Source organism: Pseudomonas sp. Irchel 3E19 (assembly GCF_900187585.1).
In the GTDB taxonomy this organism is placed as follows: Bacteria; Pseudomonadota; Gammaproteobacteria; order Pseudomonadales; family Pseudomonadaceae; genus Aquipseudomonas; species Aquipseudomonas baetica.
Map to the genome: position 1 here is coordinate 125581 of NZ_FYDT01000008.1, position 14488 is coordinate 140068.

Annotated in this window: 4 protein-coding genes; 2 read left to right on the forward strand and 2 right to left on the reverse strand. The window is 59.4% G+C overall.

Going from position 1 to position 14488, the window contains the following annotated elements; genetic code table 11:
- The first annotated feature begins 108 nt into the window (after positions 1-108).
- Positions 109-1809, forward strand: coding sequence for an urease subunit alpha (gene ureC, locus CKW18_RS07660; protein ID WP_095188284.1), 1701 nt, complete (start codon positions 109-111; stop codon positions 1807-1809).
- 91 nt (positions 1810-1900) lie between these two features.
- Here ureC and CKW18_RS07665 read toward each other — a convergent pair whose 3' ends face one another.
- On the reverse strand, positions 1901-7918 hold the full coding sequence (locus CKW18_RS07665) for an NEL-type E3 ubiquitin ligase domain-containing protein (protein ID WP_095188285.1): 6018 nt from the start codon (positions 7916-7918) through the stop codon (positions 1901-1903).
- 51 nt (positions 7919-7969) lie between these two features.
- Complete coding sequence (locus CKW18_RS07670) at positions 7970-12931, reverse strand: NEL-type E3 ubiquitin ligase domain-containing protein (protein WP_256586908.1); 4962 nt, start codon at positions 12929-12931, stop codon at positions 7970-7972.
- 390 nt (positions 12932-13321) lie between these two features.
- Between CKW18_RS07670 and CKW18_RS07675 the strand changes: the two genes are divergently transcribed.
- Positions 13322-14446, forward strand: coding sequence for a sensor histidine kinase KdpD (locus CKW18_RS07675; protein ID WP_095188287.1), 1125 nt, complete (start codon positions 13322-13324; stop codon positions 14444-14446).
- Positions 14447-14488: the final 42 nt, after the last annotated feature.

Consider the following 14488-nt stretch of genomic DNA (forward strand, 5'->3'; position numbering starts at 1 on the left):
GATCGCATTTCAACTGAAGGAACGCGACCGAATGTGGGAGCGGGCTTGCTCGCGAATCTGTGAGCGCAGCGAACAGTCTCAAAACCAATTGAATCTCAAGGCATGCCCATGAAAATCTCCAGACAAGCCTACGCCGACATGTTCGGCCCCACCGTCGGCGACAAGGTGCGCCTGGCCGATACCGAGCTGTGGATCGAGGTCGAGAAAGACTTCACCACCTACGGCGAAGAAGTGAAATTCGGCGGTGGCAAGGTCATCCGCGACGGTCAGGGCCAAAGCCAGTTGCTCGCCGCCGAAGTGGTCGACACCCTGATCACCAACGCGCTGATCATCGATCACTGGGGCATCGTCAAAGCCGACGTCGGCCTCAAGGACGGACGCATCGCCGCGATCGGCAAGGCCGGCAACCCGGACGTGCAGCCGAACGTGAACATCGCCATCGGCGCCAGCACCGAAGTGATCGCCGGCGAAGGCATGATCCTCACCGCTGGCGGCATCGACACGCACATCCACTTCATCTGCCCGCAGCAGATCGAAGAAGCGCTGATGAGCGGCGTCACCACCATGATCGGCGGCGGCACGGGCCCGGCCACCGGCACCAATGCGACCACTTGCACCTCGGGCCCTTGGCACCTGGCACGCATGCTTCAGGCCGCCGATGCCTTCCCGATGAACATCGGCCTGACCGGCAAGGGCAACGCCAGTCTGCCGGAGCCGTTGATCGAACAGGTCAAGGCCGGCGCCATCGGCCTCAAGCTGCACGAAGACTGGGGCACCACCCCGGCGAGCATCGACAACTGCCTGAATGTTGCCGATCAATACGACGTGCAGGTGGCGATCCACACCGACACCCTCAACGAATCCGGTTTCGTCGAAACCACCCTCGGCGCATTCAAGGGCCGCACCATCCACACCTATCACACCGAAGGTGCCGGCGGCGGCCACGCGCCGGACATCATCAAGGCCTGCGGCTTCGCCAACGTGCTGCCGAGTTCGACCAACCCGACCCGGCCGTTCACGCGCAACACCATCGACGAACACCTCGACATGCTGATGGTCTGCCACCACCTCGACCCGAGCATTGCCGAGGACGTGGCTTTCGCCGAGAGCCGCATCCGCCGCGAGACGATTGCCGCCGAAGACATCCTCCACGACCTCGGCGCGTTCTCGATGATCAGCTCCGACAGCCAGGCCATGGGCCGCGTCGGCGAAGTCATCACACGCACCTGGCAGACCGCCGACAAAATGAAAAAACAGCGCGGCCCACTGCCACAGGACGGCGCAGGCAACGACAACTTCCGCGCCAAACGCTACATCGCCAAGTACACGATCAACCCGGCGATCACCCATGGCATCAGCCATGAAGTCGGTTCGATCGAGGTGGGCAAATGGGCGGATCTGGTGCTCTGGCGTCCGGCGTTTTTTGGCGTCAAACCGACGCTGATTCTCAAGGGCGGCGCCATTGCGGCGAGCCTGATGGGTGATGCAAATGCATCGATCCCGACACCGCAACCGGTGCACTACCGCCCGATGTTCGCCAGCTACGGCGGTTCGCTGCACGCCACCAGCCTGACCTTCATCAGTCAGGCCGCGCAGGAAGCCGGATTGCCCGAAGCCTTGGGCCTGAAGAAAAAAATCGCGGTGGTCAAAGGCTGCCGCGACGTGCAGAAAACCGACCTGATCCACAACGATTACCTGCCGAACATCGACGTCGACCCACAGACCTATCAGGTCAAGGCCGACGGCGTGTTGTTGTGGTGCGAACCTGCAGACGTGCTGCCAATGGCCCAGCGTTACTTTTTGTTTTGAACCGCTGAGCCATGAAAAAGCCCGGAGATCTGATGACCTCCGGGCTTTTTTGCATCACCTCACAGGAGGTGAAACCGGTTTTACAGCGAGCTTAGAACGGATGCCTGAGCAGTTCCTCACGGGTCAACGTCTCAATCAGCACAGCCTCCTCGATCTGCAACTGCACATCCAGGTCCTGGGTCTGTGTCTCGAAATCCGCTTTTGACATGGCCCCCGCTTGATAGCTTTCACGCAGGACGCTCATCTGCTCCTGATAGGGTTCGCGCTGGCGTTCGAATTGCGGTCGGTTGGCATCGGTGTTCACCACATAATCCTTCCAGAAATCTTTCGCCAGCAACGACTGAAGTTCTTCAGCCGAGTTATCCAGCGCCACCACCCGGTTGTACGCTTGATCAAGCATCGCCGGCGTAACCCGAGCCAGCCCGGTAAACCGCACTTGCTGCGGCTGTCCCGGCAGGCCGAGCCGCTCCTTGAGGCCGAAGCGGTAGGCGAGCCTGATTTCGACCTCTTCGAGCAGGGCAATTCGTTCTGCCTTTTGTTCGGACGACAAGCCCGGCGTGTCGTTGATCGCCGTCGTACGTTGGTCGATGTCCGCCAGCGCGATCTTTTCGACCTCTTCCAGTCGAAACAACCCCTTGGACAACTTCAGCAAAGCCGGCGCGTTTTCCCCTTGCACCGCCAGTGCTCTGGCCCGATACACCAGGGTCATGACCTCCATATTGCTGAACGACAACGCTGCACGATCAATACAGGCCGGGCGCCCCGCCCACTCGAACATTTCCTTGCGCAGTGCCTGCGAGGCCGGGGTTGGTTCGGTGATGCTGTCGATCACTGTCCACACGCGCTGCTGCAGGTCAGGGTAAGCCGCCCCTCCCACCTGAAGGTCATTGAGCACTCGAAGGAAGCCGTCAGCGTCAGGCTGACCGGTCAACATCTGCCATTGACGCTGTCTGCCGGCCAACTGATCCGCCGGCAGGTTTGTGCTCCAGCGCTGCAGACCGGTCAAGGGCTCAGGCCCGACTACCCGCCCTGGAGCCTGATAGACGAAAGCCCCCGGCACCCTGCGCTGCCAAAGATCCGGCCGCTCGCGCTCAAGCCGATCCCAATAGGCTTGAACCTGTTGCTGAGCGACTTCCGATAACGGGTTACCGGTCAGGGTGGTCATGTTGTTCAACCGCGCCACGTGGTCCAGGCGCTCCGCGGTGGGCGCGACCAGTGCCTGTGGAAGGCTGCTGATCTGGTTGTTGCGCAAATGGATGCTGTCGAGCAGCGGTTGTTCGTCCAGCCCGACCGGCCAGGTATCGACCCCTGCCGAGTTGAGGAAAACCGAGCGCATGTCGGTGATCCGGCTGAAATCCGGCAACCGGCCCAGCGGGTTATCCGACAGGTTCAAGGCCCTGAGGGTTGTGCGTTCCGCCAGCAAGCTGGCCGTTTCAACGCTCAACTGAATGCGGTTCTGTTGTAGAAACAAGCGGGTCAGGCCATGCATTTGGGCCAAGGCAGGCGGTATCTCGGTCAGCTGATTGCTCGACATGTCCAGCCAGCGCACCCCTCTGAAACGCGCCAGAAATCCTTCTGGGGAAACACTCAGCCCCATGTTGTTCAGTTTCAGCGAACCGACGTGGCTGAAGTCGGCTTCAAGATCCGGCACGCTGTCGAGCGTCTGCCCGCTCAGGTCCAGCTCATGACCGATCGGGGTACCGTCAACGGCATTGCGCTTGGGCGATTGCCGCCTCCAGCAATTGCGAATGCGGTCGGCCGCTTCGTAACGGCTGGCCAGGCCAGTGAAGTCCTGACGCTGCCCGGCGCGGACGTAGCGTTGCCGAGCACCACCGCCCGAAAACGCCCAGGCCGACAGCTGCTGGTTCAACGTCTGGTACTCACTTTCCAGGCGCAGCAGTTGCGCATCGACTTCACTGTCGCCGCCCAGGGTCAGCAGAAACGCCGCGGTCTCTTGCGCGCTGAAGCCGGGATACAACTGCCGGACCCGCGCCGGTAGCGGGTCTTCAAGCATGAACGCGTCGTCCGGCCAGCCCGCCAGCAACGACGGGTGGGCCTGTGCCAGAGCGTTTCGATAATCGATGAGCTGTTGCCGTACCTGGCGTGGGAACGGGTTGGCGTCCAGCAGCGTGCCACGGTTGATGCGGGCAACCACCTCGGCATGATCCGGCTGGGGGGAAAGGTGTTCAAGAGGCACTTCGGTCAGTTGATTGCCGCGCAAATCGAGGTGCTGCAGCCCGGCCAGAGACGCGGTGCCCTTGGGCCACTGCCGGATGCCCGTTGAATACAGATTGATCTTCTTGAGCTGGGGCATCGCACTGAAGTCCGGAGATATCCCCAACGGATTGAGCTGCAGGTCAAGCTCTTCAAGCTGACTCATGGCACCGAGCAGGGCAACGCTGCGCGGATCCAGACGCAGGTCTGATTGGTGAAAACTGAAGTGGGTAAGCCCTTTCATTTCACCGAGGGCCTCAGGTAGAGGACGCAGACCTTGGGTTTGATACAACGTCAGTTTCTTCACCCCGGTAAAACTTCTGAGGAACCCATCGACGTTGTCGACCGCCGACAACTCAAGGGTTTCGACATGCCTGAAGTCTGCGCTCAGTGTCGGCAGTTTTATCTGCGCACTGATGCGCAAGAACGCGCTGCTCTGCCGCCGCCAACACCGTTTGAGCAGACTGGCGGTTTCGTCATAACGCAGCCTCGCGAGCGTGCCATCCAGCGATGCACGGTCGGTTGCCGAGCGCTGTGTTTGAACCCACGTATCCAGCTCACTTTTGAGTGTCCTGTACTCGACTTCGTAACGCTCCAGGCCGCCACGAACATTCTCCCCCAACGACTGCAAGAAGGTCTCGACCTGCGCCTCGTTGAAGTCGGGGTACAGTTTGAGCACCCGCGCTCGGGGGCTGCGCAAAAAGTTAAGCAAGTGCGGCCCGGTCGGTAGCGGGCCACCGCCCAACAGCTTGACCCCCGGCTCGACCGTTGGCTTGAACACTCGATGAGCCTGCAGCGTTTTTCGAAACAGGTCGCGCGGCAACGGGTTTTGCTGCACCGCCCGGCTCAGCTTGTCGGCATCCTCCAGATTGAACCCGAGAGCCTGCCGCTCAGCCGGCGACAACGCCTGCAGGACCGAAGCATAGAGATTGCGCGCAGCCCCCCCGGTGAAGGTGGATTGCTCATCCACCACCAGCGTGGCCCGCAACGGGTTCTCAGGGTTGCCAAGGGTGTCGAGCAGACGTCCCGTTACGCCATACTCGCGTAACGCCAGATGCATCTCCTGCGGCCAGCCCGGCAAAGCTTGCAGGCTGTGCAAGGCCAGGCGTTCGCTATCAGGGCCGGATGACGGGTCGAGGTAGAGGCCTTCGTAGGCGCGTGACAGGCGCTGTTCCTGGAGCGCTTGCTCGGCTTGCTGGTAAAGGCGTCGCGGCAAGGGGCCGGGCTTTTTCAGCAGGGCCAGTTCCTCCTCGGTCGCAGTGGCGAGTATGCGCTCGACCACAACGGTCGCCAGTTTGGGAAAGACCGCTTTTGCCCGCAATACCGCCGGGGCGGTACTGGCATCCTGTTCGCAGTACAGCAACTCGAACAGCGACTGTTTACGGCTTCGCACCCTGCCGGCGATCTCCTTGCGCAACTCGACCGCGCGTTGCGCAAGCGTCATCGCGGACGTACCCGGAACCTCGGCGAGGTCGACATTGTTCACCTTCAGCATCTCCAGTAATGACGGGAGCATGCTGCCCTGCTTCGCCGCTTGATCACTCACGGAAAAAACCAGCCTGCGCGACGTCTCGGACGCTGCGAGCGTGTCCTCCCAGATCAGCGTGCCCCGGCTGTCCACCACCCGCAGGGCTTGCTCGGGCAACAGGGCCTGGGCGCGCATGACTCGAAATTGCAGGGCAATATCGGCTTGTGCGTAAACCCGAAGCTCGTCGCTGCCCATCTGGCGCGCGAAGGTTTCCAGCTCATCGCTGAGGCGGAACCGTGTGAGGGTGTCGGACAGTTGCGCCGTGGGGGGCAACTGGTCGACATGCAGGTGCCGTAACTGATCATGTTCAAGACCGCTGCTGATGCGCACCTGCTCCAGTTGCATGTCAGTGAATGCGTCAGCCCGATAGCCCAGACGCCGCATCAGCGTTGTGCCTGCCCAGGTCAGCGGCTCTTCGGCCTCATGACGCCAGGCACCGGCACTGTTGTGCCGCAGACGCGGTTGATAGGCATCCGGCCGGCTGGGGTGCTGAATCCTGTACTGGCCGCTGTCGGCCTCCTGCCGGACGACATAGTGGCCATCGTCCAGCGCCAGAATGTCCTGATGATCGAGGCGATGCAGGCCCAGTTCATTGGGTGTCGAGCCCGCCGGCAAGCGGATACCGGTCCGGTAGGGTTGCAGGTCCGGTTTCCACAGGCGCTGTTCACCGTTGGGTAACGTGACCGGCTCCAGGCTGTCGACAACGGGCGGCGGTTTGAGCGCCTTGATTCGCGCGGCACCTTTGCCCACGCCGTGCATCACCGCAATCAGCGCCAGATTCCCGGCAACGTCCGTCAGATGAGCCAGTGCTGCGCGGCGATCCCCCTCGCTCCATTCGATCGAGCCTTCAAACGTTTCATACAGCAGTTGCCCGGCCATCACGCCGATCATCACTTCACCCAGCACCGGAACGAACATCGATACGCCGTTGAGTACCAGCATGCCGATTTCCAGCAGCCTGGCGATTTTTTCGTCGCGCACCCGGGCATCGACGTCAGCCGTCGGCACCGCGTGATGCCGCGCGTCATCGATGATCTTGTCACGACTCAACTGATACAGATCCAGCCACAGGTCGGGGTTGTCCCCCCAAGGCGCGTTCGGCCCGCCACTGGTGGTTTTCAGGTAGGGATTGTCTTCGGGCTCCAGCCTGGAAGGCGACGCGGGGGGTAAATCGTTGGGCTTGAACAGGGCCCCGAGCGGGGTGACCGGTACCGCAATCTGCGCCAGCGGCGAGCGAATGCCGGCCAGTGGGTCGCCAGGCGAATCGGCCGCCGCACGGGTGAACTGGCTGAAATAGTAGGCGCGGTCCTTGTAGGCAACGAACTGGCTGAAGAAGCGCTGGAACGGCGTCGGTGTGCCGTCTCGCGGCAGCGCCGGATCGCGGGCGGTGAACTGGCGTTTGAGTTCTGCATCCATTTCATCGTAGGTGTAGCGCTTTAACGGATGCTCCGGATCATGCGGGATGTAGAGGATCAGCTCATTGGAATAACGATATTTTTCACTGATGGAAAACAAGACGCAGCCGGTCATTCGCTTTTTCATCAGCCCGAAACGACGGAACCAGACCGGCACCCCGTCCACGGTCGGGTTCAGTTCGCCACCGATCACCGACAGGATCATCGTGTAGTCCTTGGGCTCGATGTCTTTCTTCAACAGGGCAAGTTCGGCCGCGGCACGCAGGGCATCTTTCTGACTGTTGACGAAGCGATGACGCAGCACCGCCTCGGCCACGGGATTGTCCAGCAGGAAACCCTTGAGGTAAGCCTGGTATTGGCCACCGATGTCGAGATCGCGGCACAGGGAAGTGAACTGCGCGACACTCAATGTCGTGTGCAGCTTGCGGTACTGGCCAGGCGAGACGTCTTCGAAAAGAAATCCGGATGATCGATGAAAGGCATTCGGCGTGCATTCTGCGGCTTCGAAGTTGTGCAGCGCCGCTTGCAGCAATGGCAGTTTCAAGGCTTCGAAGTGGCTGACTTCGACGCTGAATACACCCAATTCCACCGGCTTGTTCAGTTGAATGAAGGTTTTGTTCACGTCCAGCTCAACGGCAAACCGATCCTTCAGCGCCTTGCTCAGTAACGGCGCAGCGAAGGCATCAATGGGCTGCAGGTTGGCCATGCGTTGATCAAGCAGATTTTGCGAGGCGACACTGGCCGCAAAACACTGGTTCAGCGTCTGGCGTTGTTGCGCTGAAGCCGCCATATACCAATCAGGAAAAAACCCACCGGCGTTTTTCAGCGCGTCTCGCCGTTGGTCAGTGGCGTTCACCCACCAGTCGGGGATCGACTCGGCAATGAATTGCGCGTGCTCACTCGGTTCGGCCATTGCCGGCGCAACGGCTTTGTCTGTGTTCTGGTTTTGCACGGTACATATCCTTATGTACAAATGATTGAAAGTTGCTGACAACCGGCCCACTCACGTCCCGACGGTAAGGGGCAGCTCCACCCGTTGCAGCCTTGCGCGGTCGATGGCTTGTCGGGTCAAGCTCAACTTGCATTCCTGTATGGCATTAAACCGGGCGTTCTCGTCCTCTATGGGAATTGCGCTTTGCGCCGCCTCGAGTTCCTCGGCGTAGGTATGCTCGAGGAAGTTGTCCCAGAGCGGCTGTTCCATGATCAAAGGCGCGAGCAACTCACCCTCCTCCTGGACCAGCACCAGCTCGCAGGCGTCCTCGATCATCTTCGTTGTCACACCGGCGATTTTGCGGAACAACATCCCGCGTGACTGCCACGGCAGGTCCAGGCGCTCCGCCAGATCGGTCATGTAGGCCAGATGAACCTCCACTTCATCGATGGTGCCCGTGACCACGCCTCCCACCTGCCGACGGAACGTTTCTTTCGCCTTTAGACGCTCAGCCACGCGCCGCCGGGCGATCCTTCCCAGTTCATCCAGACGTGATTTGCCTCGAGCGAGCGACACCAGTTCGGCTTCGACCAGATCGGTGCTGGCCAGGGCATACGCTTCGTGCACCAGCACTTCTACGCCCATCGCGTTGAAGAACTGGGCACCGGCATCAGCACACTCTGTGGCCCACATCGCCTGAGCAAAGATCTTCTCGCGCAACGCGGTGTTCTCCCTCATGGCAGAGAGCATGCGCCAGACCTTGGCCGTGAGATCCGCTTTATACCGACCGCCATCGAGCTTGAAATCGGCGGAATCGGTCAGTTTTCGCAGCTCTTTGAAAAATGGTTCGGAGCCAAACTCGTCCTCCACTTCATCCCAGATCTGCTGACGAGCGTTCCATTCGTCCTGGGTCAGCCCTTCATCCCACAATGACGAATCAATGGTGCCCCGTGGCGGGTAGGGACGCTCCGGATCCAGGCCGACCGACTCGATATACAGTTTGAGTTGCTCCAGGTTTGCCTGGGACAACCAGACACGTTCACGACTGATGACCGTCCGGGCTATCACCTCCGCACTCATTGAACCGGGCGCTACCGTCGGCAGTTCACGGATGATGTTGTAGCGCAGGTCGAGGAATATATTGCGCGGGCGCGGGATCGCGAATAGCCCGACCGGCAAGCGCTCGATCCCGGTATTGTCCAGCGTCAATATCAGCAGGTCGCGCATCTGGCTGATGTCTGGAACCCGCCCGAGTGGATTGCCATCGAGCTTCAGCGCTCTTAGCCGAGTCATGGTTCGCAGCCTCGCGACGCTTTCTTCGGTCAACACGAGCTCGTTATCGGTGAGCAGCAGATTGCGCAAGAAACGCATGTCAGTGATCACCTTGGGTAGAAAGCTCAACTGGTTCGAGACCAGATCCAGGCTGCGTAACCCGGTAAAAGAGGCGAGCAAGTGTTGTTGAGCGCTGCGCATCTGTGCCCCGCGCAGGTTCAACTCCGTTACATGATCAAAATTGGCGGTCAGCAAGGGCATGCCGTCAAGGTGCTGATCCATGTCCAACCCCTCCAGCACCAACGCCTGTGGCTGGATAATCCCCGGCACCGCACTGCCCTGAGGCCCGGTCCGCTGCCAGCATTGCCGGATGGCCTTGTAGACCTTGTTTCTGGAAGTCCACTCGGCGACACCGGCCGGGCTGAAACGCATCGCTTTGGTCGGTGAATTCATCCACAGACGGAACGAACGGTTCAACTGATCGAACTCTCTCTCGAGCATCTTGATGCGTAGAACGGCATTGCCGTGATCCAACCCCTCAAGCAATGCCTCGGCCTGCGCCTCGCCGAACGAGGGGTACAGCGCACTGACACGCTGCTTCAAAGCATTCCACAGTGAAGGATGCATCGGATAACCCTGCATGCCTCCGCGCAAACGCGTGTTTTGCGGGTCATAGGCAGGCTTGCGCACTGGATGCTCCAGCAGCACGGTTTCCAGTTGCTCGTGGCTCAGGGGTGCCCCTTGTATCGCGGCCTTGAGCTTTGCGCCTTCGAAGATCTCGTACCCGAGGGCTTTGCGCTCCGCGTCCGGCAGTGCGTGCAGCAGTGAATTGTAGAAATCGTCAGCCCCGTGCAGATGCTGATCACGTTCGTCGCGGGTGTTATAGCGGCCCTCCTCGTCAAGGATCAGGACTTTGCGAATGGGCGCGTCCTCGGCGCCGACGCTGGCTTGCAACTGGCCGGAGAACGAGAACTCCCGGATCTCGATACGAACGTTCGGCGACCAGCCGGGCAGGGTCTGCAGCGTGCCCAGTTCCAGTCGGCGGGTATCGGCATTGGTCAGTTTTTCGAGGTAAAGACCTTCATACGCACGGGCCACGCGCACCGTGTTGCGTGCCGCACGAATCTGCTCGCGTAGCTTCAGGGGTATACGGTTGTTTTCTTTCAGAAAGCGCAGGTCTTCGGCATCGGCATCGGCCAACAGCTGTTCGGCGATTGCCCGTGGCAGGTCGGCATATTCGCCTTGCAGCAGGCCGACGCGGGCATCGGCAGCGTATTGCTTACCCTTGTAAATCGACTCGAAAATCTTCGCGGTGCGTTTATTCGCCTGCCTGGCCAGTTGCTCGCGCAGCGCTTCAATGCGCACTTGCTTGTCGGAGGAAATGGCTTTGCCCAGCAAGGCTTCAATGTCCGGTATATCGAGGAACTGCAGGACCCGACGTTCCAGCGCGCCCGCCTTGAGTTCGGACAAGGTCAGCGTCAGCGTGTCTGCGGGCTTCGCGCTGGCATTGCCATAGGTCACCGGGTCACCGCTACCAAGCGGTAACGGGTCAGTCAGGCTGATGGCTTTGGACTCGGGCCAGCGCGGCAATTCGCTCATCAGTTCGGGCAGATATCCCGCCAATGACTCCTCAATGCTGCCGGCGAGGATCTGTTGAGCGAGCTTGCCGGCGTCGCCATAGGCCTTGAAACGTTCAAGGGTGTCGATCAATAAAACCGGCGGCAGTTCGTGCTCGACATGCATTCGACGCAGCAGGTTTTCGTCGACACCGCTGACCCGTTGTATTTGCTCCAGGGCCGTATCGCTGAAGGTGTTGGCCAACGGGTTGAGGCGACGCAAAATGCGCGCCTTGTCCCATTCGCGGGGGCGGTCGAGTTCGGTTTTCCAGGCACCGGCAGCGTTGTGCTCGACCTCGGGCGCGTAGGCCGTGGGCCGGGTCGGATGCTGGAGGCGATGCTGAGCGGTTTGGGGATCTTTCTTGACCACATAGTGCTTGTCTTCAAGACGCAGCACGTCATTGCCATTGTGTGGGTGCAAACCCAATGCATCGGGGCGGGCGTGTTCGGGCAGTGCAATCTTCTGCTCGTAAGGCGTGAGGTCGGGATTCCACAGGCGAGTGGAACCGTCGGGCATCGACACCGGTTGCAGTTTATCGATGAACGTTGAGGGTTTGATCGCTGCGGCACCGGAAGGCAACACATGGCCCGCACTCATCAGCGCCAGTTGGGCAAAGTTGATGATCACGCTGTTGATGTGGGCAGAGGCTTGATCCTTGTCGCCCTGACTCCAGTCCTCAACGCCCTCGGCGAGTTCCGCCAGCAATTGAGCAACCATGACCCCGAGCACGACTTCACCCATTCCGGGCACCAGCATCACCGCGAAGTTGAAGATGTTCCAGCCGATATCCAGATAGCTGACCAGTCGATTCCAACGGGTTTTGGCATCTTCGTCTCCCGTGGGCACGGCAATCAGCCGTGCATCGGCGATCGCCTTGTCGCGCTTTTCGCGATACAGATACTCCCAGAGGTTCTCCAGGATCGGCACGGTGATGGGTTCGACGTGGGGGTTTTCGATCGCGGTCTCCCGCCACCACGGCCCCATGTTCAGCGGTGCACGCTGTTGCCAGGTGATTTCGGACAGCCGTTCGCTGACCCGCTTGAAAAATTTCGGCTTGTCTTTCTGGGCGATAAATCGACTGAAGAATTGCTGATACTGCGGTTCGCGCAGTTGCGTGATCAACTCTCTCAGAAACGCCGTCAGCGACGGATATTCCTTCAAGGGATGTAAGGGATCATCAGGCACATAGGCAATAAGCGGCCCGACCAAACGACTTTGATCATAAAAGTCCGAGCGCCGCGTATATTCTTCCGTGACTGCATCGGGGCCATTGGCAAACACATCACTGAGCAGTTTGTACTTTTCATAAGCACTGTCATTCAGGCCCGGCACGCGCTTGGACCACTCGTATAAAAACAAGGCTTCTTGCGGAAGCAGATTGAACAGGGTTGTTTCGATATCACGCTTTTGCGCAACAGCACTGAACAGCACCACACCGGACAACTTCAAACCCATTATCCTCAGCCGATGGGATAAAAGATTTTGACCATGGTATTTCAAAGACTGCTTGCCGTTGACCAGATCCTTGATGGCTTCCAGACCCTGCAGGCTGATATCCGAGGCCATCAAGGCCGTCTTCGCCGCCACTTTCATTGCCGACAGTTCAACGGCGACCGCTTGCTTGTGTAACGTTTTTCGTTGCTCGGCGCAAGCCGGCGTGAGGAGTGACTGGAGGTGTTTCTGGTACTGCGCACCAATGTCCAGCGAACGGCAGAGCGCCGTAAATTGCTCAGTGGTAATGGCGTGCAGCTTCGGTGCCCCGGTCTCATCAAGGGTGTAGACGCCTGAGCCGCTGCGATAGAACCCGGATTCGGTTTCACCCGCCTCGAAGTTATGCAGCGCGGCGTCAAGCAATGAGGAGTGCCTGGAACGCGTGGCGCCACGATCGATGCCAAATATGATTTTGTCGGGTACATACAGTTTCAGGGTGGTTGTTTCAACATCCAGATCGACGCTGAATGTTTCTCTGATGCCTTTCTCCAACAACGGCCTGGCAAACGCCTGAATATTTTGCTGGAGGGATTTCAATGTCGAATCCACGTCAGCCTGCAACGTCCAATGCTGCAGCAAAAGCGCTTTCAACTCCTGTCGCTCGTCCGGCGGCAACAATAGATAACTTTCCGCAACAGCGACACTTTGTTTCAATGACGCCAACCTGTGCGCCGGTGCTTGTTTTATCGCTGCTGGAATAAGTGCTTCAATTCTTTCCTGATGCACGCCTTTGGTATTTTCAACAGCTGCATGGCCTGAGCCCGAAGCCAATACTGAAACAGACATATCCGTACTACCTGATTTCTATAAACAGACCCTCAGGTTACTGATCAGGTTTGAAAACAAAAAATCAAATAGCCGTTAATAAACGCGGTAAAAACAGCATAACCATTCCACTATTAAAGAGTTAAAAACATATATATACCGCACCTGCTCACGCCCCCCGTGTGTAGCGCTTTTTCCGCCCGGCGCATTGCGTCTGTGCAAAGGGCTCGGGATGCACCACACTTGCTGACTATCATCACCTCGCCAAGGCATGCATCCATGCGTTTAGCTGAATTTATCGTGCAGCATGTGGATACCATCGTTGATCACTGGGAAGTCTTTGCCAAAGATATCAGCGCCGACCAGGCTCTGGATCGCACGACACTGCGCGATCACGCGAAATCGATCCTGCTGGCCGCAGCAAGCGACATGGGCAAGGCGCAAAGTGCCAGCGAGCAAGCGGCCAAGGCCAAGGGTGAAGGCCCGGAGAAGACCCCGAGTCTGGACGAGGCTGCCGCCAGCCATGGTGAACTGCGCCATACCGTGGGTTTCGATCTGGTGCAAATGACCTCCGAGTTCCGTCACTTGCGCGCCTGTGTGATCGGTCTGTGGGTCGAGAGTCTGCAGTCACCGGACATGCACTACTTTCAGGATCTGATCCGCTTCAATGAAGCCATCGACGAGGCGCTCGCCGAATCGACCGCGGCATATGCCGAACAGGTCGATCGTTCGCGGGACATTTTTCTCGCCATCCTCGGCCACGACCTGCGCGCGCCTCTGCAGGCGGTGAGTCTGTCCAGCGAAATGCTGCTGCGTAAAAGCAAACTCGAAGGCGATGCACTGACCTGTGCCGTGAACATCAAGCAGAGCGCGCGGCACATGGCCGCGATGGTGGGTGACTTGTTGGAGCTGGTGCGCAGTCGCCTCGGCAAAAGCCTGCCGATCGAGCCGGCACCGATGGATCTGGCCGACGCGGCACGCGCAGCGATTGCCGAAGCGTGCGCGGGCAATCCGGAATGCGACCCGACCTTGAAGATCGAAGGCGATACTCGCGGTACCTGGGACGCCGGTCGGCTCGATCAATTGCTGCAGAACCTCATCGGCAATGCCTTGCAGCATGGCAGCGACCTGCGTGAGTTGATCGTTACCCTGCGCGGGGACGCCGACACCGTGCAGCTCAGCGTGCATAACTACGGCACGCCGATTCCCGTTGAAGCGATCGGCACAATTTTCGATCCACTGGTACGCAGCGCCAATGAAACACTCGGGCAACCGTCAACCAGCCTCGGCTTGGGCTTGTTTATCGTCAAGGAAGTGGTGAACGCCCACGGCGGGACGATTGAAGTCAGCTCGAGCGAGGCTGACGGCACGCTGTTCAATGTGGTGCTGCCCAGAAACCTGTAGGAGCTGCCGCAGGCGATCTTTTGACTTGGCTTTTAAAAGATA